The 23,255-nt window shown below is 65.8% G+C and carries 23 protein-coding genes and 1 pseudogene; 9 read left to right on the top strand and 15 right to left on the bottom strand.

Annotated features, from left to right (window positions below):
- The first annotated feature begins 13 nt into the window (after positions 1-13).
- Positions 14-577, top strand: a complete 564-nt coding sequence (locus C6A82_RS12515) for a TetR/AcrR family transcriptional regulator (protein WP_105344141.1) — start codon at positions 14-16, stop codon at positions 575-577.
- Here C6A82_RS12515 and C6A82_RS12510 read toward each other — a convergent pair whose 3' ends face one another.
- From C6A82_RS12510 to trxA, 4 genes and pseudogenes are all read right to left on the bottom strand, one after another.
- A complete protein-coding gene (locus C6A82_RS12510) occupies positions 578-766 on the bottom strand; it encodes a helix-turn-helix domain-containing protein (protein ID WP_105344150.1) in 189 nt (62 codons plus the stop codon). It lies immediately after the preceding gene.
- Between the two features lie 119 nt (positions 767-885).
- Positions 886-2,514 (bottom strand): ABC-F family ATP-binding cassette domain-containing protein, encoded by a 1,629-nt coding sequence (locus tag C6A82_RS12505; RefSeq protein WP_105344139.1) that lies wholly within the window; start codon positions 2,512-2,514, stop codon positions 886-888.
- 189 nt (positions 2,515-2,703) lie between these two features.
- A pseudogene (locus tag C6A82_RS12500) lies at positions 2,704-3,528 on the bottom strand (enoyl-CoA hydratase); the annotation flags it as partial.
- An 18-nt stretch (positions 3,529-3,546) separates the two neighbouring features.
- Positions 3,547-3,912 carry a thioredoxin gene (trxA, locus tag C6A82_RS12495; protein WP_105342090.1) on the bottom strand — a complete coding sequence of 122 codons (366 nt, stop codon included), beginning with the start codon at positions 3,910-3,912 and terminating at the stop codon, positions 3,547-3,549.
- Between the two features lie 795 nt (positions 3,913-4,707).
- Here trxA and C6A82_RS12490 point away from each other — a divergent pair.
- Positions 4,708-5,898 (top strand): hypothetical protein, encoded by a 1,191-nt coding sequence (locus C6A82_RS12490; protein WP_105342092.1) that lies wholly within the window; start codon positions 4,708-4,710, stop codon positions 5,896-5,898.
- An 89-nt stretch (positions 5,899-5,987) separates the two neighbouring features.
- Here the strand turns inward: C6A82_RS12490 and C6A82_RS12485 are convergent, their stop codons facing one another.
- From C6A82_RS12485 to C6A82_RS12445, 9 genes are all read right to left on the bottom strand, one after another.
- The gene (locus C6A82_RS12485; RefSeq protein WP_105342100.1) at positions 5,988-7,661 is read right to left on the bottom strand and encodes an MOSC and FAD-binding oxidoreductase domain-containing protein; all 1,674 of its coding nucleotides are present in this window, start codon (positions 7,659-7,661) and stop codon (positions 5,988-5,990) included.
- Positions 7,662-7,739: 78 nt separating this feature from the next.
- Entirely contained in the window at positions 7,740-8,273 is a 534-nt protein-coding gene (locus C6A82_RS12480; RefSeq protein WP_105342094.1) for a hypothetical protein, read from the bottom strand.
- A gap of 113 nt (positions 8,274-8,386) precedes the next feature.
- On the bottom strand, positions 8,387-8,734 hold the full coding sequence (locus C6A82_RS12475) for a metal-sulfur cluster assembly factor (protein WP_105342096.1): 348 nt from the start codon (positions 8,732-8,734) through the stop codon (positions 8,387-8,389).
- On the bottom strand, positions 8,712-9,176 hold the full coding sequence (gene sufU / locus C6A82_RS12470; RefSeq protein ID WP_199193601.1) for a Fe-S cluster assembly sulfur transfer protein SufU: 465 nt from the start codon (positions 9,174-9,176) through the stop codon (positions 8,712-8,714). Before sufU ends, C6A82_RS12475 begins: the two co-directional genes overlap by 23 nt.
- Positions 9,177-9,192: 16 nt before the next feature.
- Entirely contained in the window at positions 9,193-10,446 is a 1,254-nt protein-coding gene (locus tag C6A82_RS12465) for a cysteine desulfurase (RefSeq protein WP_311101807.1), read from the bottom strand.
- A 15-nt stretch (positions 10,447-10,461) separates the two neighbouring features.
- Positions 10,462-11,238: a Fe-S cluster assembly ATPase SufC gene (gene sufC, locus C6A82_RS12460; RefSeq protein WP_105341483.1), complete on the bottom strand. Its 777-nt coding sequence runs from the start codon at positions 11,236-11,238 to the stop codon at positions 10,462-10,464.
- Complete coding sequence (gene sufD / locus C6A82_RS12455; protein WP_105341484.1) at positions 11,235-12,413, bottom strand: Fe-S cluster assembly protein SufD; 1,179 nt, start codon at positions 12,411-12,413, stop codon at positions 11,235-11,237. Before sufD ends, sufC begins: the two co-directional genes overlap by 4 nt.
- A complete protein-coding gene (gene sufB, locus C6A82_RS12450) occupies positions 12,413-13,840 on the bottom strand; it encodes a Fe-S cluster assembly protein SufB (protein ID WP_311101806.1) in 1,428 nt (475 codons plus the stop codon). The genes sufD and sufB overlap by 1 nt, the downstream gene beginning before the upstream one ends.
- Positions 13,837-14,559: a metalloregulator ArsR/SmtB family transcription factor gene (locus tag C6A82_RS12445; RefSeq protein WP_304598313.1), complete on the bottom strand. Its 723-nt coding sequence runs from the start codon at positions 14,557-14,559 to the stop codon at positions 13,837-13,839. The genes sufB and C6A82_RS12445 overlap by 4 nt, the downstream gene beginning before the upstream one ends.
- A gap of 100 nt (positions 14,560-14,659) precedes the next feature.
- Between C6A82_RS12445 and C6A82_RS12440 the strand changes: the two genes are divergently transcribed.
- From C6A82_RS12440 to C6A82_RS12425, 4 genes are read left to right on the top strand one after another with little or no spacing between them, the layout of a single operon-like run.
- Complete coding sequence (locus C6A82_RS12440) at positions 14,660-15,667, top strand: NADP-dependent oxidoreductase (protein ID WP_105346474.1); 1,008 nt, start codon at positions 14,660-14,662, stop codon at positions 15,665-15,667.
- A gap of 16 nt (positions 15,668-15,683) precedes the next feature.
- Positions 15,684-17,405, top strand: coding sequence for a polyprenol phosphomannose-dependent alpha 1,6 mannosyltransferase MptB (gene mptB / locus C6A82_RS12435; protein WP_199193828.1), 1,722 nt, complete (start codon positions 15,684-15,686; stop codon positions 17,403-17,405).
- Complete coding sequence (locus tag C6A82_RS12430; protein WP_233216997.1) at positions 17,402-18,337, top strand: ABC transporter ATP-binding protein; 936 nt, start codon at positions 17,402-17,404, stop codon at positions 18,335-18,337. Before mptB ends, C6A82_RS12430 begins: the two co-directional genes overlap by 4 nt.
- Positions 18,331-19,104, top strand: coding sequence for an ABC transporter permease (locus C6A82_RS12425; protein ID WP_396836812.1), 774 nt, complete (start codon positions 18,331-18,333; stop codon positions 19,102-19,104). Before C6A82_RS12430 ends, C6A82_RS12425 begins: the two co-directional genes overlap by 7 nt.
- Here C6A82_RS12425 and C6A82_RS12420 read toward each other — a convergent pair.
- Complete coding sequence (locus C6A82_RS12420; protein WP_105346463.1) at positions 19,066-19,704, bottom strand: hypothetical protein; 639 nt, start codon at positions 19,702-19,704, stop codon at positions 19,066-19,068. The genes C6A82_RS12425 and C6A82_RS12420 overlap by 39 nt on opposite strands.
- 90 nt (positions 19,705-19,794) lie before the next feature.
- Between C6A82_RS12420 and C6A82_RS12415 the strand changes: the two genes are divergently transcribed.
- Positions 19,795-20,370 (top strand): TetR/AcrR family transcriptional regulator, encoded by a 576-nt coding sequence (locus C6A82_RS12415; protein ID WP_105346462.1) that lies wholly within the window; start codon positions 19,795-19,797, stop codon positions 20,368-20,370.
- A 45-nt stretch (positions 20,371-20,415) separates the two neighbouring features.
- Positions 20,416-21,372 (top strand): heme A synthase, encoded by a 957-nt coding sequence (locus tag C6A82_RS12410; RefSeq protein ID WP_105346460.1) that lies wholly within the window; start codon positions 20,416-20,418, stop codon positions 21,370-21,372.
- Here C6A82_RS12410 and C6A82_RS12405 read toward each other — a convergent pair.
- Positions 21,322-22,260: a RimK family alpha-L-glutamate ligase gene (locus C6A82_RS12405; protein WP_105346458.1), complete on the bottom strand. Its 939-nt coding sequence runs from the start codon at positions 22,258-22,260 to the stop codon at positions 21,322-21,324. The two genes, C6A82_RS12410 and C6A82_RS12405, sit on opposite strands and share 51 nt — an antisense overlap.
- Before the next feature lie 21 nt (positions 22,261-22,281).
- Between C6A82_RS12405 and C6A82_RS12400 the strand changes: the two genes are divergently transcribed.
- Positions 22,282-23,253, top strand: a complete 972-nt coding sequence (locus C6A82_RS12400; RefSeq protein WP_105346469.1) for a quinone oxidoreductase — start codon at positions 22,282-22,284, stop codon at positions 23,251-23,253.
- The last annotated feature ends 2 nt before the right edge of the window (positions 23,254-23,255 follow it).

Here is a 23,255-nt window from a genome sequence, read left to right as displayed (position 1 = left end):
GGAGTGAACAAAGTTGCCCCGGGTAACCGACGATCATCTGGCTGCGCGCCGTCGCCAGATCCTCGATGGTGCCCGGCGGTGCTTTGCCGAGCACGGGTACGACAAGGCCACCGTGCGACGGCTCGAGCAGACCATCGGGCTGTCGCGCGGCGCGATCTTCCACCACTTCAAGGACAAGGACACCTTGTTCTTCGAACTGGCCCATGAGGACGCCGAAAGAATGGCTGACGTCGCGTCGCGCGAAGGTTTGATTCAGGTCATGCGCGACCTGCTCGCGGCGCCCGAACAGTTCGACTGGTTGGCGACGCGCTTGGAGATCGCGCGCAAGCTCCGCAACGACCCCGCCTTCAACAAGGGTTGGTCGGAGCGCTCCGCAGAGCTGTCCGAGGCGACCACCGACCGGTTACGCCGGCAGAAGCAGGCAGGCCGGCTGCGCGACGACGTGCCGAGCGGCGTGCTGCACACCTACCTTGATCTTGTGCTCGACGGTCTGGTGGCCCGGCTCGCTTCTGGAGACGACCCCGAAAAGCTCAGCGCCGTACTCGACCTCGTCGAAACGTCGGTTCGACAGCAGTAGCTAACGCCGGGTGCGGTGGTTCGGTCCACCCCGGCTGCGCATCGTCGTCCCCGACTCACGCAGCATGCTGTGTATGGACCCGTACGAGCGGCCTGTCGAAGCCACTAGTGTGCGGATGCTCGCCCCACTCTCGTATGCGCTCCGCAATTCGTGTAGTAACTGATCCCGAGACTTGTTCAGTTTCTTCATCGACACCTCCCCACTGTGATAGCCCCGACCCCGCTGTGATGACCCGACGAATACCCAGCGCAAAACCGGCCTAACCAAACACGTCAATTTTGAGCAAACCAGCGCGCGCGGATCTAGCGTCAGGCCAACTCGATGAGTTCGGCGTAATCCGTCGACCAGAAGTCCTCGGTGCCGTCGGGCAGCAGTACGACCCGCTGCGGGTCGAGTGCTTCTGCGGCGCCGGGATCGTGAGTCACCAGCACAACGGCGCCCTGGTAGCTGCGCAGCGCATCCAACACCTGCTCGCGTGATGCCGGATCGAGGTTGTTGGTGGGCTCGTCGAGCAGTAACACGTTTGCCGTCGACGCAACCAGACCAGCGAGCGCCAGGCGGGTCTTCTCGCCGCCGGACAGTGTGCCCGCAGGCTGGTCGAGTTGCGGCCCGCTGAACATGAAGGCGCCCAACAGTCCTCGCAGGTCCTGCTCCCCCGTATCGGGTGCGGCGTGGCGGATGTTCTCCCATACCGTCGCCAGGTCGTCGAGGGTGTCGTGCTCCTGTGCGAAGTAGCCGATCTTGAGGCCGTGGCCGGGTTCCAGCCCCCCGGTGTCGGGTGTCTCCACGCCTGCGAGCAGCCGCAGCAACGTCGTCTTGCCCGCACCGTTGAGGCCGAGCACCACTACTCGTGAACCGCGGTCGATGGCCAGATCAACGCCAGCGAAGACCTCGAGCGAGCCGTACATCTTCGTCAGGTCCTTGGCCACAAGCGGCGTGCGGCCGCAGGCCGCCGGACTCGGAAACTTGATCCGGGCCACCTTGTCGGCGACCCGTTCCTCGTCGAGCGCGGCCATCATCCGGTCCGCCCGGCGCAGCATGTTTTGTGCTGCAACGGCTTTGGTGGCCTTGGCACCCATCTTCGCGGCCTGGGTGCGTAGTGCCGTCGCCTTGCGTTCGGCGTTGGCGCGCTCGCGACGGCGGCGCTGTTCGTCGGTGGCCCTTGCATCGAGATACTTCTGCCAGGTCATGTTGTAGACGTCGACCTCGCCGCGCACGGCATCGAGGAACCAGACACGGTTGACCACGTCGGCGAGCAGTTCGACGTTGTGGCTGATCACCACGAGGCCGCCGGTGTGGGCCCGCAGGAACTCGCGCAGCCAGCCGAGCGAATCGGCGTCGAGGTGGTTGGTCGGCTCGTCGAGCAGCAACGTCGTCGCCGAACCAGCCCCGGAGTCTGATGCGGCGAACAGGATGCGCGACAGCTCGACGCGGCGGCGCTGACCGCCCGACAGCGTGCGGAGCGGCTGGGTGAGGACGCGATCGGGCAGCCCGAGGCTCGCGCAGATGCGACTCGCCTCGCTTTCGGCACCGTAGCCGCCGAGGGCGGCGAAGCGCTCTTCGAGCTGGCCGTAGCGGCGCACCGCTTTGTCGCGTGCGGCGTCGTCGGCGACCTCGGCCATCAGTGCCTGCTGCTTCTCGAGATCCGCCAGCAGTGTGTCCAGACCCCGTGCCGACAGCACCCGGTCACGGGCGAGCGTGTCGAGGTTGCCCTCCCTGGGATCCTGTGGCAGATATCCGACTTCGCCGGAGCGCGCGATCTTTCCCGCGTAGGGCTCGCCTTCGCCGGCCAGGATGCGCATGGTGGTCGTCTTACCGGCGCCGTTGCGGCCGACGAGCCCGATGCGGTCGCCGGGCTGCACGCGAAGCGCGGGTCCCTCCGCGGACAGCAGCGTGCGCGCGCCCGCGCGGACCTCGAGGTCCGTAGCCGTGATCACGCCGCTCTCCTCGTTTCCTTACTTCTCGTCGGTACTCGTCGCTTCCTCGCGCGAGCGCTCGTCAGTGCTCGTCGCTTCCTCGCGCGAGCGCTCGTCAGTGCTCGTCGCTTCCTCGCGCGAGCGCTCGTCAGTGCTCGTCGCTTCCTCGCGCGAGCGCTCGTCAGTGCTCGTCGCTTCCTCGCGCGAGCGCTCGTCAGTGAATTCCGGGGACCGCTTTTCCGCGCGCGCAGCCACCGCTTCTTCGAAGTTGGCGGTGAGAAGGCGGACGAAAAGCTGGCCAAGGCCCTCGGCCTGCATATGCCCTTCCAGGCTAGCGGCGTCCAGTCCAGTCCACAGTGTGCGCTTGGTCAACTCGATTCCCGGCCGGGAGAAGCCGGCGATCCGCTCTGCCATGTCGTAGCAGGTGTCGAGCAGCTGGTCGCCCGGCACGCTCCGGGACACCAGACCGATGCGTTCGGCCTCGGCGGCGTCGACATCGCGGCCGGTCAGCATCAGCTCGAACGCCCGCGAGGTGCCGATCGCCCTCGGCAGCAGATAACTCAGTCCGAGCTCGCTGGCGGTCAGCCCGTTGTTGATTCCCGCTGCTCGGAAATAGGCGCCCTCGGCGGCAACCCGGATGTCAGCGGCCAGCGCCAGGCACAGTCCCCCGCCGATCGCCGCGCCGTTCACCGCAGCGATCACCGGCTGGTGCATTCTGCGCAGCCCGAGGATGACGTCGTCGAGCACCTGCATCGATCGCAGTGCGAAGGTGGGCCGTGTCAGCCCCTCGATGTGCGGCACCGAGCCCGCCGACTTGTGGTCGGCACCCGACGAAAACCCGCGGCCCGCGCCGGTGAGCACGACCGCGCGCACGGAGTTGTCGTAGGTCAGCTCGTCGAGTACGGCCTTGAGAGGAACCATGACGTCGAAAGCCATCGAGTTCATTCGCTCGGGCCGGTTCAGCGTCACAAGGGCCACGTTGCGGCGCGGACGTTCGACGAGGACGAAGTCGTTTCGCTCGGTCACGGACTGCACGCTATCGCGTGCATCTCATTACGCCTGTTCGGAGTTGGCTTCTGCGGCTATCGCGGCATCGATGTCGAAGGCCTTGATCTGCTGCACGAGGTCCTCGAGGGCGGCAGGCGGCAGCGCTCCGGCCTGGTTGAAGACCAGCTTGCCCTTCTTGAATGCCATCAGCGTCGGGATCGACCGGATATCTGCGGCGGCGGCGAGTTGCTGCTCGGCCTCGGTGTCGACCTTGGCGTGCACGACATCCGGGTGCTGATCGGCCGACTTCGCGAACGTGGGCGCGAACGCGCGACACGGACCGCACCACGACGCCCAGAAATCCACCAACACGATCTCGTTGTCGGTGATGGTGTCGTTGAACTCGGCAGCTGTGATGTCTTTGGTGGTCACGTTTCTCCTAACGCCTGCCTTTTGCAGTGTGTTCCCACTATGTGGTCGACGGAACCGCCCAACGGTGTCAGGGCGCCGAACGTGAGGAGGTTCCGCGAACGCCGTCGGGCGGCAGCGGCACCCTTTGCGCGAAATAGCGTTCCTGGTCGTGATCTCGCGACACGACCATGATGATCGCTGGGCGTCGAAACTTCCCCCGCCTGCGCGAGAACCACATCGGCAAGCCCGCAAGCGGCTCCCGGCCGTGTGATGTACCTCACCTACAGCGTGGGGACGCAATCCGCGTTTACAAGATCGGTGTTGGCGGCAGCGAACTGGACAAGTCGGCGGTTTTTGTAAACCCTCGGTTGCTGCCGCCGATATACCGGGCGGGACATCCTTTCGCAGTGGCCGACAGCAGCGAGCCGGATCGCACTGTTCCGGCAAAGTGAGCTCCAACACAACTGACCGTTGTTACCGGCGAGTAAGGGATGGGGCCCGCCGGTGCGCGGCGTCGTCAGCGAAGCGCGTGCAATGGTCGGCGTTGAACCGCCGCCAAGATCAAAAGTTTGCCCCTACAGCGGTTGCTTGTGGGCGAAATGTGTTCGCCATTGCCAACGCGGTCGACACTCCGACGATCGCTTCAGCAATATCTGGCTCCTCAAGGCTTCTTGCTCGGCCACGGAATGTCTAGGCCTACATGGGCGCTGATGTGGCTATACGCGCTTGTGTTTATTTTACTCACAGGTAAGTTCCAGGTTGGGGCGGGGAATGAGCAAAGGAGATTCAATGCAGCTAGCTGTTCGCTCGTATCTGATGGCGGGCGTGGCAGTCGCAGGTGTCAGCGCCTTGGCCGTCAGCCCGGTCGCGCCGCCGATGCCTGACGTCAAGGTGCCGGCGATTTCGTCGGCAGCGGCCGAACTGACCGCGCTGGCGAACCCCATCGAGGAGTTCGCCACCGCTTTCGAGCAGGCCTTCGCAAACGCGGATGCTTTGCGCGAGATCATCGCCGCCAATCCGGCGCCCATCCTGGCCGCGATCCTGACGAATCAAGGGAGCAGCCTGGAGGTGCTAGCGCAGGTGGCTCAGGTGGTGAGCGATGGACTAGTCACCGAGTTCACCAACACGGTCCCGGGACAGCTGCAAAGCGCTTTGGATGACATAACTGCCGGCGACGTCACCGACGGCTTGAATAACGCATTCAACGCCGTCCTTGGAGCGGTGGTAGGCGCTGCTCTTCCACTTGCCTTCGGCGAATTGGGTTCGCAGTTCGCAGGAATCGCCCAGAACCCGTTCGAGAACCTGTCAAATGTTGTCAACACGGTCACAAATCCGCAGATGGTGCTCGGGTCCGTGCTCGCGCCCCTCGGTCTCATTCAGGGCACCATCAATGTGGTCGGTCCGACCGCAGAGGCATTCCTCGGCGCGGCTGAGGATCCTGAAGCCTTCGCAAACGCGATCCTCACTTTCGCGCCGGCTCTCACAGACGCCCTCCTCAACGGAGATCTGGCATCGCCCGGGCTGCTGACTCCGTTCTCCGGCATCGTGAACAATCTGCTCGCCCTCCGGCAGGCGATCGCCAACTCAATCGAGCCGCTTGTTCCGGCGGCAGCAGAGCGAACCAGCCTGCCGGCGGCAAATGAGACAACAATCGGCGCGGCCAGCACATTCGACGTGAGCATCGAGGAGACCGAATCGACACCCAAGCCCGACGCGGGTGTCGCATCGAAGAAGGATTCGGGCCCCACGACGGCCCCGCAACTCGGGTCCCATGGCGCCGGCGAAACCGGGACCGACTCGACCAAGAAGAGAGCAAACCCGGCTAGCGACGTCCGCAAGGGCATCGAAGGCGCAGTCAAGGACGTTAGTAAAGGGTTGAAAAACGCCGCCGCAACCCTAGGCGGCAATAGCACCGACCCCGCGAAGTCCCAGAATGCCTCCGACTCGAAGGACAGCGCGAGCGGCTCAACGGCCGACAACGGGCCGACGTCCAGCAACACCGAATAATTCGTCCTCCAGACAGCAGTCCCCCTCGCTTGCGAGGGGGACTGCCATCTCCGTTGTCACATCTATTGCCTTGGTCAGAAACAGTGCACTCAGAGGTCCAGGACCACTCCGTCACGAGGCTCGGCGACGCATATCAGGACCGACCCAGCAGGCGGCGGCTCAAGCGGCGGCTGTGTGTATTCCGTCGTACCTGAGACGAGCGGCGTGACGCATGTGTGGCAGACCCCGCTCCGGCACGAGTAGCGGGTGGGTACGTCGCAGGCCTCAGCGATCTCCAGAATGCTGCCGTATTGAGAGGACCAGTTGACCGTCAACCCGCTGCGGGAGAACGACACCGGCGGTCCCTCACCCGCCGGGCCGACAGGCGGATGCGGCCGGACAGTCGCGCTTCCGAGGATGCCAGGGTTGATCGGCGGCAGGGCGCCGAACAATTCTGTGTAGATGTGTGTCGGTTCGATTCCGGCGTGGATCAAAGCGATGCGCACGTCGGCCATGAATCCGTCGGGGCCGCACATGTATACGACGGCGTCGCGGGGTAGTCCCAGTGCCGCGATGGCCCGGCCGTCCAGCCGTCCGGCGGTGCCCGTGTAGACAACCTGCGCTCGCGCGCGCGGCAGCCGCGCGATGAGGTGGTCGACTTCCTGGCCGAAGGCTTGGGTGTGCTGGTCCCGAGTGGTGTGCAGCCACAGGACATCTCGTTCGCTTCGACTCTCGGCGAGGGCGTGCAGCATCGCGAGCACCGGGGTGACGCCGACGCCGGCCGACAGCAGAACTACCGGGGAGGTGCCTTCGGTCAGGTAGAAGTCACCCCGCGGAGCCGCCACATCCAAGACAGAGCCGGCATGGACGTTGTCGTGCAGCCAGCGACTGACGGTGCCGTGATCCTCGCGCTTCACGCTGATCCGGTATTCCGCCCCGTAGTTCGACAGTGAATAGCTGCGAAGCGGTGCAGGATCCCCGGCGTCGAGGACTCGCACGGTCAGGTACTGGCCCGGGCGAGCCGCGGGCAAGGACCCTCCGTCTTCGGCCTCGAACCGGATCGACATGATCGAATCACTCTCCGGATGGGTGGCTGCGACGCGGAGCCGACGAAATCCATCCCAGTCCGGTTCCACGCCAGTCGGCGGCCCCGTTGCGGCGGTTGAGCTTTCGTCTGCCGCCAGAAGTTCGTTGAACGACTGCTGCCAACCGGGGCTCAGCGCGGGTACGTCGACCGACTTGCGCAGCATGGCGGTGTCGCGGTCGGGTAGGTAGAGGAGCGCATCGATGTCGGCGACGGTCAGCTGATGCCTTCCACGTTGCGTCCTGACGATGGCGTCTCCGGGTTGGACGCGGCCTTCGGTGATGACGCGAAAATAGAAGCCCGGGCGGTGATGAGCGACAAGGAGATTGGGCATTTCCGGCTGACCGAGGCGCATACCGACCCGAAAACAGGTCACCCTCGGCTGGCTCACCTCGAATTCCGCCTCGCCGATGACATACCTGTCCCCGATGCAGACTTCGTCGTCACTCAGCCCGGTGATGGTGAAATTCTCGCCGAAATTTCCCGGCTGGAGGTCGTCGCGCCCGAGGACCTGGCTCCAATAGTCGTAGGACTCGGTCTGGTAGACCATCACGGCCCGTTGTTCTCCCCCGTGACCGCCGAGGTCACCCTGTCCGTCGCCATCGATGTTCAGCCGTCGCACCATCACCGGGCCTTCGACCGGGCTCTTGTGGATGCCGGTGTGGACCGTCTTTCCTCGCCACGCCACATCGGTCGGCATCCCGACGTTGACGGAAACCAGTTTGGCGGTCAAAACCGCACCCACTCTCCTGATGCGCGGCCTACTGCGGCCGCGGCGTTAGTGCCGACCCGCCGCCCGGTCGGCGCTGGCCAGCAACTGCTGCTGGCGCTTCGGCCACCAGAACACTTCCAGTGCCAGCATCACGAGATAGACGGCAGATACCACAACGTTTCCCCAAGAGCCATACGCGGCGTCCCATACGGCCGACCCGATCGCGACCACGAGAACGAGCCAAATCAGCCACCGCAGCGGCCTGGCCGCTTCCGCTGCCTTGTGAAGCCCGTCGCGGTACTCCAAGAGCGCCGTTGCCCTGCGCGGGTCATCGACCGCCACGCCGGTTCGAGCGGCACGCGCGACCAGTTCGCGTTCGGGCCCGCTCAGCTGCTTGGCACTGGGCCAGTGGCGCGCCATTCGCCGCGTCATCCATCCGCCGTAGAACACGGCCAGCAGAACGAACGTGACCACACCTGCGAGCAGAAATCCGGAATCCAACCATGCCAGCACGCCGAGGAAGCCGCCGACACCGACACCGAGGATCAAGCCGCGAAGGACCGGGCCATATCGCCATACGAAGGCCGGCACCGAAACCATGGCTCAATCTTGTCGGCTTTCCTGGATTCGAACAGCCAACACGCCAAACTGACCGTGCGGACATCGCGCGAGCAGATCAGCGCGATGGCGTCCTGCCGAGCGACGAAAATCGGTTAGACGGTGAAACCCAGTGCGCGCAACTGTTCGCGGCCGTCCTCGGTGATCTTGTCCGGACCCCACGGCGGGTTCCACACCCAGTTGATCTTGATCTGCTCGACCAGGCCTGCGCCGACGAGCGCCTGGTGCGACTGATCCTCGATCACATCAGTGAGGGGGCAGGCTGCCGACGTGAGCGTCATGTCGATCAGCGCGACCTTCCCCGCATCGCCCTCCTCGACGTTCAGACCGTAAACCAGGCCGAGGTCGACGACATTGATGCCGAGCTCAGGGTCGACGACGTCGCGCATCGCCTCCTCGAGGTCGGCGATGAACTCCTCGTTAGGCACTGCGGTTTCGCTCATCAGGTGTCTCCTCACTGGCTTGCGCCACTGCGTCTTTGAATGCCATCCAGCCCAGCAGCGCACACTTGATGCGCGCCGGATACCTGGCCACCCCGGCGAAGGCGATGCCGTCGCCGAGCACATATTCGTCACCCACGATCTTGCCGCGGGACGAGATCATCTCGTTGAACGCCGCGACCGTCTTCAACGCGTCGCCCACACTCTGGTCGATCACCAGGTCCGTGAGCACCGACGTCGCGGCCTGGCTGATCGAGCAGCCCTGCCCGTCATAGGAGACATCGAGCACCTGGTCACCGTCGTCGGACAACGCAACCCGCAGCGTGACCTCGTCGCCACACGTCGGATTCACGTGATAGACCTCGGCGCCGAACGGCTCGCGCAGCCCGCGGTGATGCGGATGCTTGTAGTGATCCAGGATCACTTCCTGGTACATCTGCTCCATTCTCACGGCTGAAACCTCAGTCCCTGCCGAAGAATTCGACGGCACGCTCGACGCCTGCCACCAGTCGCTCCACCTCGTCGTGGGTGTTGTACAAGGCAAATGAGGCGCGAGCGGTCGCCGCGATACCGAACTTGCGGTGCAACGGCCATGCGCAGTGATGGCCGACCCGGACCGCGACGCCGTCGTCGTCGAGGATCTGGCCGACGTCGTGAGCGTGGACTCCGTCGACGACGAAGGAGACCGGAGAGCCGCGGCCGACCAATGAGGTCGGCCCGACGATGCGGACCGAAGGCACGCCCGCCAACCCTTCCAGCGCGGCGGCGACCAATTCTGCTTCGTGCTGTTCGACGGCGTCCATCCCGATCGCACGGAGGTACCGGGCCGCCGCAGCGAGCCCGACAACCTGCGACGTCATCGGAGTGCCCGCCTCGAACCGTTGCGGTGCGGGTGCGAAGGTGGTCTCCGCCATGGTCACCGTCTCGATCATCGAGCCGCCGGTGATGAAGGGCGGCATCGCGTCGAGCAGCTCGTGACGGCCGTAGAGCACGCCGATGCCGTTGGGGCCCAACATTTTGTGGCCGGAGAACGCGGCGTAGTCGACGCCGAGGGCGTGCAGGTCGACGGGCTGATGTGGCACCGACTGACAGGCGTCGAGGACGGTCAGCGCTCCAATGGCGTTGGCCCGCTCCACGAGCTGGGCCACGGGCGCAACCGCGCCGGTGACATTGGAGTGGTGGCTGAATGCAACGACTTTGACGTTGCGGTCCAGCTCGAGCGAGTCGATGTCGATCCGGCCCTCGGGTCCGACCGAGTACCACTTCAAGGTCGCGCCGGTGCGGCGGGCCAACTCCTGCCACGGCACCAGGTTCGCGTGGTGTTCCAGCTCGGTGGTGACGATCACGTCGCCGGGACCGACCGCGCGCTCGAAACGGCTGTCGCCAAGCGCGTACGCGACCAGGTTGATCCCCTCTGTGGCGTTCTTCGTGAACACCAACTCGTCGGCGTCGGCGCCGACGAACGCCGCGATGTCGGCGCGGCCCTCCTCGTAGGCGTCGGTGGACTCCTCCATCAGCTGGTGCGCGCCGCGGTGCACCGCACCGTTGGAGGTGATGAGGAAGTCACGTTCGGCGTCGAGCACCTGCAGCGGACGCTGAGACGTCGCACCGGAGTCCAGGTACGCCAACTGGTTTCCGCCCCGCATGACCCTTTTGAGGATGGGGAAGTCGGCCCGGATCGCGTCGACGTCGAGCGGTGCAACAGAAGTGGTCATACGGTCACGCTCCCTCTACGACGACGAAGCCGCCGCCTGTTGGGCAAAGCGCTCGTATCCGTTCGCGTCGAGTTCGTCGGCCAGTTCGGGACCGCCGGACTCCACGATGCGACCGCCGATGAACACGTGGACGAACTGCGGCTGGATGTAGCGCAGGATGCGGGTGTAGTGCGTGATCAGCAGCAGGCCACCGTGCGCGTCTTCGGCGTACCGGTTGACCCCGTCGCTGACCACACGCAGCGCATCGACGTCCAGACCCGAGTCCGTCTCATCGAGAATTGCGATCTTCGGCTTGAGCACTTCGAGCTGCAGAATCTCGTGCCTCTTCTTCTCACCACCCGAGAAGCCTTCGTTGACACTGCGTTCGGAGAACGACGGATCGATGTCGAGCCCTTCCATGGCGCCCTTCACCTCTTTGACCCAGTGCCGCAGCTTCGGCGCCTCACCCCGTACCGCGGTGGCCGCAGTCCGCAGGAAGTTCGACATCGACACCCCGGGCACCTCTATCGGGTACTGCATGGCCAGGAACAGGCCTGCGCGGGCACGTTCGTCGATGCTCATCGCGAGGACGTCTTCACCGTCGAGGGTGATGGTGCCCGACGTCACCGTGTACTTCGGGTGGCCTGCGATCGCGTAAGACAGCGTCGACTTGCCGGACCCGTTCGGGCCCATAAGGGCGTGGGTCTCGCCCGAGTTCACGGTGAGGTCGACGCCCTTCAGGATCGGGATGTCGGTCCCGTCCTCCTTGGACACGACGCTGACGTGCAGGTCCTTGACTTCCAGTGTGGTCATGAGGTGGCTGTCCTCGATTCCGTAATCGCTAGTTCGTGTTCGATGGCTTCGGTCAGGCGTTCACGCACGGCGGGCACGGCGATCTTGCCGATCAGCTCGCCGAAGAAACCGCGGACGACGAGGCGACGGGCCTGGTCCTCCGGTATCCCGCGGGCCTGCAGATAAAACAGTTGCTCGTCGTCGAAACGCCCGGTGGCACTTGCGTGCCCGGCGCCGGCGATCTCGCCGGTCTCGATCTCGAGGTTGGGCACCGAGTCCGCCCTCGCACCGTCGGTGAGCACCAGGTTGCGGTTCGTCTCGAAGGTGTCGGTGCCGGTGGCCGCCGCGCGGATCAGCACGTCGCCCACCCATACGGTGTGCGCATCGGGCCGCGACGAGTCCGGATCGCCCTGCAACGCGCCCTTATAGGTGACGTGCGAGCGGCAGTTCGGCTGGGCGTGGTCGACCAGCAGCCGTGATTCGAAGTGCTGCCCGTCGTCGGCGAAGTAGAGCCCGAGCAACTCGGCATCCCCGCCTGGGGCGTCGAACCGGGTACGGGCGGTGAGCCGAACCACGTCGCCGCCGAGGGTGACCGCGACGTGCCGCAGCACCGCGTCCTTGCCCAGCACGGCATGGTGGCTGCTGACGTGTACCGCATCGTCGGCCCAGTCGGCGATCGACACCACGGTCAGCCGAGCGGCATCGGCAACAACGAACTCGATGTTGTCGGCATAGGTTCCGCTGCCGTTCTGATCGATGACGACGACCGCCTCACCGAGTTCGCCGACCCGCACCTGCAGGTGGCCGTAGGCCGTGGCACCCTCTCCCGGTCCGGTCACGTCGATCTCGATCGGCTGGTCGCACGCCACGTCCTTCGGGATGGTGACGATCGTCGCACTGTCGAATGACGAAAACGCCTGCGCGGCAACGCGGTCAGCCGGTACGCCGGCCTGGCCGAGACGCTCGTCCCCGCGACGCACGGTTTCGACGGTGACGCCTGCACACTCCACAACCTGGATGGCGGCGCCGCCGGTTGCGGGCGCAGACCCGTCATGAAGGCCGCGCAACCGCTTGAGGGGGGTGAACCGCCAGATCTCGTCACGCCCGTGCGGCACCTCGAAGGCGTCGACATCGAATGACGTGAAGACCTCGCCCTTGGTCCTGCCCTCCAGAGTCGCTGTCAGATCCTGTGCCACTAGCCGACCGCGCCTTCCATCTGGAGCTCGATCAGGCGGTTGAGCTCCAGCGCATACTCCATCGGCAGTTCCTTGGCGATCGGCTCGACAAAGCCGCGCACCACCATCGCCATCGCCTCGTCCTCGGTGAGGCCACGGCTCATCAGATAGAACAGCTGGTCCTCGCTGACCTTCGAGACCGTCGCCTCGTGACCCATCGTGACGTCGTCCTCACGGATGTCGACGTACGGGTAGGTATCGCTGCGGCTGATCGTGTCGACAAGCAGCGCATCGCATTTCACGCTGGAGCGAGATCCGTGCGCCCCCTTGTTCACCTGGACGAGGCCGCGGTACGACGCGCGGCCACCGCCGCGCGCCACCGACTTCGACACGATGTTGCTCGACGTGTTCGGCGCCAGGTGCAGCATCTTGGCGCCGGTGTCCTGATGCTGGCCTTCGCCGGCGAAGGCCACCGACAGCACCTCGCCCTTGGCGTGCTCACCCGTCATCCACACCGCCGGGTATTTCATCGTGACCTTCGAACCGATGTTGCCGTCGACCCACTCCATGGTGGCTCCGGCCTCGGCGCGGGCGCGCTTGGTGACGAGGTTGTAGACGTTGTTCGACCAGTTCTGAATCGTCGTGTAACGGCAACGGCCACCGGGCTTCACGATGATCTCGACCACCGCGGAGTGCAGCGAGTCGCTCTTGTAGATCGGCGCCGTACAACCCTCGACGTAGTGCACGTAGGCGCCTTCGTCGACGATGATCAGCGTCCGCTCGAACTGGCCCATGTTCTCGGTGTTGATGCGGAAGTAGGCCTGCAGCGGAATGTCGACGTGCACGCCGGGCGGCACGTAGATGAACGAACCACCTGACCACACAGCGGTGTTCAGCGCGGAGAACTTGTTGTCACCGGCTGGGATCACCGTGCCGAAGTACTGCTTGAAGATCTCCGGGTGTTCCTTCAGCGCGGTGTCGGTGTCGAGGAAGATGACACCCAGCTTCTCCAGATCCTCCCGGATGGAGTGATAGACGACCTCGGACTCGTACTGTGCGGCGACGCCCGACACCAGGCGCTGCTTCTCCGCTTCCGGGATGCCGAGCTTGTCGTAAGTGTTCTTGATGTCGGCGGGCAGGTCGTCCCAAGTCGCGGCCTGCTTCTCGCTGGAGCGCACGAAGTACTTGATGTTGTCGAAGTGAATGCCCTCGAGGTTGGAGCCCCAGTTCGGCATCGGCTTCTTGTCGAAGACGCGAAGCGCCTTGAGTCGGACGTCGAGCATCCACTCGGGCTCGCTCTTCTTGCTCGAGATATCGCGCACGACGGCCTCCGACAGGCCGCGCTGCGCGCTGGCGCCCGCAACATCTGAGTCGGCCCAGCCATAGCCGTAGCGGCCCAGCGACTCGATGGTCTGTTCCTGGGTCAAGGCTTCGGGCGTGGTCGTCATGTCGACGCTCCTTGCTTCGTTTCGGTGGCTTCGGCGCCGTGGGCTGTGCGCTGAAAGGTTGGTTGCTGTTCTTGGTGGAGGGGCACGTGCGTGGTGCAGGCGCAGTCTCCGTTGACGATCGTCGCCAACCGCTGCACGTGCGTACCCAGCACCTCGGCGAATGCCTCCCGCTCGGCCTCGCACAGCTCCGGGAACTCCTTGGCGACGTGCGACACCGGACAGTGATGCTGGCAGAGCTCGATTCCGTGGAGCGGGCCGCTCACCTGGGTGGCGGTCGCGGCATATCCGGCCTTCGTCAGGGCTCCCGCCACACGGTCGACAGTGGGTGCAACGTCATCGGCGCCCTCGGTTACTCCCGAGAGGATGCTGTCGATGCGACGGCGGGCGAAGGTGCGGACGGCGTCGTCACCGCCGATCTCGCGCAGCTGGCGCATCGCCTGAACCGCGAGGTCGTCGTAGGCGTGCCCCATCTTGGCGCGCCCCGCCGCGGTGAGCCGGTAGCGGCGTGCCGGCCTGCCGCGGCCGTTGTGCTGCCACGCGGCGGCCGCGCTGGACTGCGCTTCACCTGCTTCGAGCAGGGCATCGAGGTGCCTGCGCACGCCCGCTGCGGAGATGCCGAGCCGATCGCCGATCTCGCCCGCTGTGATGGGCCCTGACTCCAGCAGCAGCTGGACGATCGCCCCACGGGTGTGGCGATCCACTTCGGGCCTGATTTTCACAACACCATTGTGACGGAATTCCAAAAGCCGGTAAAGCAAGGCCACCCTTATGTGGGCAACGTCCCAACCGCTGCTGTCCGCGGCGTCCTACGATCGCCTCGTGAGCGAGCAGAATCGGCGCATCGTCCTGGCCCAACGACCCTCGGGGCTGGTGACCGACAATACGACCCGGCTCGAGTTCGAGCCCGTACCCGATCTGAAGGACGGCGAGGCGCTCATCAGAGTGCGTCACCTGTCGATCGACCCGACGATTCGCACGTGGATGGACGACGTCCCCAGTTATCTGCCCGCGATCCAGATCGGCGAGGTCATCCGCAGTGGCGGCGTCGGCGAGATCGTCGAAAGCCGCTCGGACGCCTACCGGGCCGGTCAGCTGGTGTTCGGCATGACCGGCTGGCAGGACTACGTGGTCATCGATGAGGGCGAGCGCGCCATGCAGGTACTTCCCGACGGCGTTCCGACGGGTATCGCGATCGGAATACTCGGCGTCACCGGCATGACCGCCTACTTCGGAATGACCGACGTCGGCCAGATCAAGGAGGGCGACGTCGTCGTCGTGTCGGGCGCGGCGGGGGCGACCGGGTCGGCCGCGGGGCAGATCGCGAAGATCAAGGGCGCGAAGAAGGTCGTGGGCATCGCGGGTGGCGCCCAGAAATGCGCGCACACCGTCGACGAACTCGGCTTCGACGAGGCGATCGACTACAAGAACGAGAACGTCTCCGCGCGACTCCGCCAGGCATGTCCTGACGGCATCGATCTGTACTTCGACAACGTCGGCGGATCGATCCTCAACGACTGTCTTGCGAACATCGCGATGCGCGGCCGAGTGGTGCTGTGCGGCGCGATCTCCACCTACAACAGCGACGGCCCACCCCCTGGGCCGAGTAATTATCTGAGCCTGCTCGTGCGTCGGGGACGGATGGAAGGCTTCATCATCCTCGACTACCTTGACCGCTTCCCCGCCGCGCAGACGGAGATGGCGGGCTGGATCGCCGAGGGCAAGATCAAATCGTCGGAACACGTCGTCGAGGGCCTCGAGAAGGCGCCTGAGGCGCTGAACTTGTTGTTCAACGGCGGCAACACCGGCAAGGTGATCGTCACGCTTTGACCGCTACGCTGCAGTGATGGCTGCGCGCCTATGGTCTCTCTCCACCTCGATTGCCGGCTGGCACGGGGATGAACGGACCGTCGGATCGCCGCTCAACGACGCCGAGCTGATTGCGCTGCGGCGTACCCGGCTGTTCGGCGCGACCGGGACAGTGCTGATGGCCATCGGCGCCCTGGGCGTCGGTGCGCGCCCTGTCGTGCAGGACCCGACGTTCGGCGTGCGTCTGCTCAACCTCCCCTCGCGCATTCAGACGGTCTCTTTGACGATGACCACCACCGGTGCGGTGATGATGGCGCTGGCGTGGCTGATGCTCGGCCGCTTCGCGCTCGGCGAGCGCCGGATGACCCGCAGCCAACTGGACCGCACGCTGGCGCTGTGGGTGCTTCCGCTGCTCATTGCGCCGCCGATGTACAGCCGTGACGTCTACTCGTATCTGGCGCAGAGCGAGATCGCGATCAGCGGCCTCGACCCGTACAAGGTCGGCCCGGCGACAGGCTTGGGCCTCGACCACGTGTTCACACTGTCGGTGCCGACGATGTGGCGCGAGACTCCCGCACCGTACGGTCCACTGTTTCTGTGGCTGGGCCAAGGCATATCGGCGCTGACGGGTGACAACATCGTCTTCGCGGTGCTGTTGCACCGGCTCGTCGTGCTGCTGGGAGTCGGCCTCATCGTGTGGGCGGTGCCGCGGCTCGCGCGCCGGTGCGGCGTCGCCGAGGTCAGCGCATTGTGGCTGGGCGCGGCCAATCCGCTGCTGATCATGCATCTGGTGGCGGGCATCCACAACGAGGCGCTGATGCTGGGCCTGATGCTCGCGGGCACCGAGTTCGCCCTGCGAGGGGTCTACGCCGACAGCCCGCTCTTGCCGAAACCGTTCGCGTGGCCACAGTCCCGCGGCGAATGGGCACGATGGAAGCCGATGACGATGCTGATCGTCGGTGTCGTGCTGATCACGCTGTCCTCACAGGTCAAGCTGCCGGGGCTGCTTGCGGTCGGTTTCGTCGCGGTTGCCCTGGCGTGTCGGTGGGGCTGCACTGTCAAGGCGTTCTTCATCGCGGGCGGGTCGCTGACCGCGGTGTCCGTCGCCGTGATGGCGGTGGTCGGCTGGGCAAGCTCTCTCGGCTTTGGCTGGCTCTTCACGCTCGGCACCGCAAACGTAGTGAGAAGCTGGATGTCGCTGCCGACGCTGCTGGCCCTCGGCACGGGTCAGGTGGGCATCCTGCTCGGGCTCGGCGACCACACCACGGCGGTCCTTGGTCTCACCCGTGGCATCGGTGTCTTCATCATCGCGATCCTGGTGACCTGGCTGCTGCTGGCCGTCCTTCGCGGCAGGCTGCACCCGGTCGGCGGCCTCGGCGTCGCTCTCGGCATGACGGTGCTCCTCTTTCCTGTCGTCCAGCCCTGGTACGTGCTCTGGGCCGTCATTCCCCTGGCGGCGTGGGCTACCAGACGCTCGTTCCGCACCACCGCGATCGTCGTCACGCTCGTGGTGGGCATCTTCGGGCCGACAGCCAACGGCGACCGGTTCACCGTTTTCCAGATCCTGCTCGCGACGGCGGCCAGCACCGTGATCGTGGCACTTCTGATCGCGATGACCTACTACCGGTTGCCATGGCGGAAGCTGCCCGACCCCGGTCCGCAGATCGACATCGTGCCGCTTCCCGAGCCCGTCGCGGTGGGGCCGTCACGACCGCAGCCACAGGCGGCCAAGGCGGACGCCTACGCTGAATCCCCGTGACCTCTGCCAACGGCGCCACCCCCGTGCGTCTGCGCGGGGTGTGTAAACGGTACGGGTCGACGACCGCGGTCTCCGATCTCGACCTCGACGTGCACACCGCCGAGGTGCTCGCGCTGCTCGGGCCGAACGGTGCGGGTAAGACCACTACCGTCGAGATGTGCGAGGGCTTCATCAAGCCCGACGCAGGATCCATCGAGATCCTCGGCCTGAACCCGATCACCGACAATGCGCGCGTGCGCGAGCGCATCGGGGTCATGCTGCAGGGCGGCGGCGCCTATCCCGCAGCACAGGCAGGCGAGATGCTCAATCTTGTTGCGGCATACAGCGCCAACCCGCTCGACCCGCAGTGGTTGATGGAGACGCTCGGCCTGACGGAGGCCGCCAGGACGACGTATCGGAGGTTGTCTGGCGGGCAGCAGCAGCGCTTGGCGCTGGCGTGTGCCGTTGTGGGTCGTCCGGAATTGGTGTTCCTCGACGAGCCGACCGCCGGGATGGACGCGCACGCGCGAATCGTGGTGTGGGACCTCATCAACGCGCTGCGCAGCGACGGCGTGACCGTGGTACTGACCACCCATCAGCTCACCGAGGCCGAGGAGTTGGCCGACCGGCTGATCATCATCGACCGCGGCGTCGCGGTGGCCAGCGGGACGCCTGCGGAGCTGACGCGCAGCGGCGCGGAGAATCAGTTGCGCTTCAAAGCGCCTCGCATGCTCGACCTTTCGCTGCTGATCTCGGCGTTACCGGAAAGCTACAAGGCCACAGAAGCCACGCCAGGCGAGTATCTGGTGGAGGGCCACATCGACCCGCAGGTGCTGGCGACCGTGACCGCGTGGTGTGCACGGCTGAACGTGTTGGCCACCGACATGCGGGTGGAGCAACGCAGCCTGGAGGACGTGTTCCTCGATCTGACGGGGCGGGAATTGCGATCGTGAGTCGCTTCGCGACAGGAACGTTCACGCCGGATCCGCGTTCGGCCACCGTGCCGAAAATGCTGGCGGCACAGTTCGCGCTCGAGTTGAAGTTGTTGTTGCGCAACGGCGAGCAACTGCTGCTCACCCTCTTCATCCCGATCACGCTGTTGGTCGGCCTGACACTGCTGCCGTTCGGCTCGTTCGGACCGAACCGGGCGGCGACCTTCGTTCCGGCGATCATGTCGCTGGCGGTGATATCGACGGCGTTCACCGGTCAGGCGATCGCCGTCGCATTCGACAGGCGGTACGGGGCACTCAAGCGAATCGGCGCGACGGCGCTTCCCGTGTGGGGAATCATCGCCGGTAAGTCGCTGGCCGTGGTGACCGTGGTGTTTCTTCAGTCGATTGTGTTGGGCGGTATCGGCATTGCCCTGGGTTGGCGACCGAACATCCTCGGGTTGATCCTTGGGGCGGTCATCATCGCGCTGGGCACTGGAGCGTTTGCGGCGATGGGGTTGTTGCTCGGCGGCACGCTGCGCGCCGAGATCGTGCTTGCCGTCGCCAACCTGCTCTGGTTCGTCTTCGCCGGGCTCGGCGCTCTCACCCTCGAAGGCCAGACCGTCCCGGAAGCCGTGCGGTGGGCGGCGAGGCTGACACCGTCGGGTGCGCTGACCGAGGCCCTGACACAGGCGATGTCGTTGTCGGTCGACTGGTTCGGCATCGCCGTGCTGGCGGTTTGGGGCAGCGTTTCAGCGCTGTGCGCACTGCGCTGGTTCCGCTTCACCTGACGAGGCGAGCTGTGGCAGAAGGTATTCGAGCTGGCCGACTTCCTCGATGTTGTGCTTGACCCAAGCACGGACCTTGGCGTCGGAGAAGCGTTGCCTGACAATCACGTTGACCGGCGCCAACAGCGGTGAGCGAACACCGAGGTCCATCACCGTGACGTAGTGCGCGCCGTCAGCGCCTGCCGACCAGGTGTGCTCCAGTTGGAAGACGGCAACTCCCCCGATCCGCCTGACCAGGCGAATGCCCGTCTCGTCCAGTTTCTCGACGCGCGCGACCTCGTCGATCTTGTATTCGGGTCTGCCGCCGAACGCCTCGACCATCCGGAAACGCGCGCCCTCGGCGGCACCGCCGGTGGGCGCCGGACGGGCCAGCGCCCATTCGATGTGGTCGATGGGATGCCAGGCGAGGTACCGGTCGATGACCTCGCCGCCGTAGGACATCGTCTCGCCAAGGTGTGTGAACCAGTCGAGCAGCATGGCAGGCGTGATGCCGGTGAGCGGGCGGTGATCGATCGTCACCCGCCGCCGGCCGTGTGGCACGTCGAGGTAGTGCACGGCGGCGGTGTCGACAGGGCGAAGCGGGTAGAGAACGGGACGGCTCATGGCGGCAACCTCCAAGATACGTTTGCGTTTCTTATCCCGACAACGCTAGCGTGGCCGTATAAGATACGCAAGAGTGTCTAAGGAGGTTTGGTGAAGCGGCGGCGCGGGGAAGCACTGGATTCGGCGATCAGATCGGCTGTGCTGGACCTGCTGGTCGAGCACGGCCCGGCGGGCGTGACGATGGAGGCCGTTGCCGCCAAGACGGGCACCAGCAAGCCGGTGCTCTACCGGCGGTGGGCCGACCGCGGGGCCCTGCTGCGCGACACCCTGCTCACGATGGCGACCGCGGCGATCCCGCATCAGGACACGGGCAGCTATCGGCAGGACATGCTCGCGATCCTGCGCGGCTGGGCGAACCTCTTCACCGGCCCGAGTGCCGACGTCCTGCGCGCGGCCATCGCCGCGGGTGCACACGATCCCGAACTGCGAGCGGCGTTCCAGAAAGACGTCATCGGCTGGCGCAAGCAGGAGATGGCTGCGATGCTCGCGCGCGGTATCGAGCGTGGTGATGTCCGCGCCGACGTACCCGTCGAGATCGCCAGGGAGCTGGGCCAGAGCGTGCTGTGGCACCGGCTGCTCATCACGGGTGATCCGATCACCGACGAGCTGATCGTGGAGCTCGTCGACGAGGTGCTCGTTCCCTTCGTTGCGCCCCGTGCTCGCTGAACCGCCCTACTACGAGCTGTAGTTGCGATCCACTACGATCGGGCGGTGGCAGTCGGCCGGTTCCTGATGCGCGCGGTGGATGTGCTGCCGATGCCCAGCCTCCGCGCGCAACGTCTCATCGCTGCCGCGGTGATCCTGACCCAGGGCGGGATTGCCGTCACGGGAGCGATCGTGCGTGTCACCGCCTCGGGGCTGGGCTGCCCGACGTGGCCGCAGTGCTTCCCCGGCAGCTTTACGCCGGTGCCGCACGCCGAGGTGCCGGGGATCCACCAGGCCGTCGAGTTCGGCAACCGGATGATCACCTTCCTCGTCGTGCTCACCGCGGCACTTGCGGTGCTGGCGGTCACCCGTGCCCGGCGTCGGCGTGAGGTCCTGGTGTACGCCTGGCTGATGCCTGCCTCGACCGTTCTGCAGGCGGTGATCGGCGGTATCACGGTGCTGACGGGGCTACTGTGGTGGACGGTGGCGATCCACCTGCTGGTCTCGATGGCGATGGTGTGGCTGGCGGCGCTGCTGTACGTCAAGATCGGCGAGCCCGACAAGGGGGTTCCGACGGCACTCGTTCCGAAGCCGTTGCGACAGCTGACGATCCTGACCGCGATGGCGCTGGCCGCGATCTTGGTGACCGGCACGCTCGTCACGGGTGCGGGCCCGCACGCCGGCGACAAGAGCATAGAAGCCCCGGTCCCGCGGCTGCAGGTCGAAATCGTCACCTTGGTACAAGTGCATGCGACCCTGCTGATCGCCTACCTGATTCTCCTGCTCGGGTTGGGCTTCGCGCTACGAAAGATTCGCGCCCCCCGGCGCGTCATCAGGCGGCTGGTGGTCTTGCTGATCCTCGTCGCCGCGCAGGCTCTGGTCGGCCGTGTCCAATACGCCATCGGGGTGCCTGCGGCGTTGGTGGCGCTCCACGTCGCGGGCGCGGCCGCGTGCACGGCGGCCACCTCGGCGCTATGGGCGTCGATGCGAGAACGGACCGAGCCCGAGTCGATCGAGCGCTGACTCCACGCAGATCGCGAACCTGCGTTGTTGGAGATCTCGCGTCGCGCGGCCCAACTGGCGCCAACCCAAAGACGGTTCGACCAGTTCCAGCTCGAGCAGCACCGGGTTGTCCCGGCCGCCGATGACGTCCACGCGGGCGTACAGGAGATCGGTGGCCTTGAGGTTCAGACGCGCGGCCGCCGCGTCCAGCGCGGCGTGGCCGACGTCCCACAGTTCGAAATCGGGGTCAGCGGGAGTCAGCGACTCCTCGGCGTAGGTACCCGACGGATCGAAGACCGGCCGCTGACCGGCGGGCGGCAGTATCGGACCTTTGCTGAAGGCGTGCGACTGCTCGCCACCGAGAAACACCAAAGCCGTTTCCCCGCTTTCCACCCTCGGGTCATACGGCTGGACAAGCGCGGTCTTGCCCGACTCCTGCAGTGCCGACACGTGTTCCCGGGCCGCGTGCGTGTCGGTGAAGCGCTGCGCACCAACCGAGCCCACCCCAATCGCGGGTTTCACCACGACTTCGCCCCTGGGGATCCGCACCGCCTCGCCTGGCGCGAAGAATCTGCTGGGCACGGTCGGCACGCCCGCGTCGGCGAGGTCGGCCAGGTAGCGCTTGTCGGTGTTCCACCCCACCACAGCGGGAGGGTTCAGCAGGTTCGCGACGCGAACGGTCCAGTCGAGGAACTCGTCCAACCGGTCGATGTAATCCCAGGTGGCACGGAGAATGACGACGTCGGCACGTAGCGTTTCCGGATCGTCCCACGACAGCCAGCGAGCGTGGAGTCCACGCTGACGCAGCGCGGCGACGATCTCGGCGTCGTCGCCGTCGCCGTCCGGCAGCGCCCGGCAGCCGGCGAGCACGATGCGGGGATGACGGATGTCGGGGCGAGCGAGTTTCATGACGAATGGATGATAGACACCATGCACGCCATTGAAGTCGCCGAAACCGGCGGACCCGAAGTCCTTCGATACGTCGAGAAGCCCACACCGTCGGCCGGACCCGGTGAGGTGCTGATCAAAGCCGAGGCCATCGGCATCAACTTCATCGACACCTACTTCCGGTCGGGTCTCTACAAACGGGAACTCCCCTTCATTCTGGGCCTCGAAGTATGCGGAACGGTGGAAGCCGTCGGCGACGATGTCGCCGCGCTCGGTGTCGGCAACCGGGTGGTCACGGCGCAAGGCAACGGCTCCTACGCCGAATACTGCACGGCGCCAGCCGATTTCTGTGCCTATGTCCCCGACGGCGTCAGCCCGGACGTCGCCGCGGCGTCGCTACTCAAAGGGATGACGGCGCATTACCTGCTCAAGTCGGTCTACCCGGTGCAGCAGGGCGATGACGTACTCGTGCACGCGGGCGCAGGCGGCGTCGGGCTGATCCTCACCCAGTGGGCGACCAGTCAGGCGGTCCGGGTCATCACCACCGTCTCGACACCGGCGAAGGCCGAGTTGAGCAGGAAGGCGGGTGCGGCGGAGGTGCTCGACTATCCGGACGATCCCGAGGAGTTCGGCGCCAGAATCAAGGAGCTGACCGTCGGCGGTGTCGCGGCGGTGTACGACGGCGTCGGTGCCGCCACGTTCGACGCGAGCATGGCCAGTCTCGCCGTGCGCGGCACGCTCGCGTTGTTCGGCGCCTCGAGTGGACCCGTTCCAGCGTTCGACCCACAACGGCTCAATGCCGCGGGCTCGCTGTTCCTGACCCGCCCGACCCTGGCGCACTACACCCGGTCAGCGGACGAATTCTCTTGGCGGGCAGGAGAATTGCTGGACGCGATCGCATCGGGGACCATCAACGTGACGGTCAGCGAGCGCTATCGCCTCGAGGATGCCGAGCGGGCGCACCGCGACCTGCAAGGTCGCAAGACCGTCGGGTCCGTCGTGCTGGTGCCCTAGAC

It is taken from the genome of Mycobacterium sp. ITM-2016-00318 (assembly GCF_002968285.2).
Lineage (GTDB): Bacteria > Actinomycetota > Actinomycetes > Mycobacteriales > Mycobacteriaceae > Mycobacterium.
The sequence above is the reverse complement of the archived record's forward strand: the minus strand, read 5'-3'. Positions and strand labels throughout refer to the sequence as shown.

Bases quoted from the DNA above. Each gene is read 5' to 3' on its own strand.
- sufU (WP_199193601.1), bottom strand. From the start codon at position 9,176: ATGGAGCAGATGTACCAGGAAGTGATCCTGGATCACTACAAGCATCCG.
- mptB (WP_199193828.1), top strand. From the start codon at position 15,684: ATGGCTGCGCGCCTATGGTCTCTCTCCACCTCGATTGCCGGCTGGCAC.
- C6A82_RS12405 (WP_105346458.1), bottom strand. From the start codon at position 22,260: ATGAAACTCGCTCGCCCCGACATCCGTCATCCCCGCATCGTGCTCGCC.
- sufC (WP_105341483.1), bottom strand. From the start codon at position 11,238: ATGACCACACTGGAAGTCAAGGACCTGCACGTCAGCGTCGTGTCCAAG.
- C6A82_RS12490 (WP_105342092.1), top strand. From the start codon at position 4,708: ATGGCGGGCGTGGCAGTCGCAGGTGTCAGCGCCTTGGCCGTCAGCCCG.
- C6A82_RS12465 (WP_311101807.1), bottom strand. From the start codon at position 10,446: ATGACCACTTCTGTTGCACCGCTCGACGTCGACGCGATCCGGGCCGAC.
- C6A82_RS12400 (WP_105346469.1), top strand. From the start codon at position 22,282: ATGCACGCCATTGAAGTCGCCGAAACCGGCGGACCCGAAGTCCTTCGA.
- C6A82_RS12485 (WP_105342100.1), bottom strand. From the start codon at position 7,661: ATGCCGACCGATGTGGCGTGGCGAGGAAAGACGGTCCACACCGGCATC.
- C6A82_RS12510 (WP_105344150.1), bottom strand. From the start codon at position 766: ATGAAGAAACTGAACAAGTCTCGGGATCAGTTACTACACGAATTGCGG.
- C6A82_RS12475 (WP_105342096.1), bottom strand. From the start codon at position 8,734: ATGAGCGAAACCGCAGTGCCTAACGAGGAGTTCATCGCCGACCTCGAG.
- C6A82_RS12480 (WP_105342094.1), bottom strand. From the start codon at position 8,273: ATGGTTTCGGTGCCGGCCTTCGTATGGCGATATGGCCCGGTCCTTCGC.
- sufB (WP_311101806.1), bottom strand. From the start codon at position 13,840: ATGACGACCACGCCCGAAGCCTTGACCCAGGAACAGACCATCGAGTCG.
- C6A82_RS12420 (WP_105346463.1), bottom strand. From the start codon at position 19,704: ATGAGCCGTCCCGTTCTCTACCCGCTTCGCCCTGTCGACACCGCCGCC.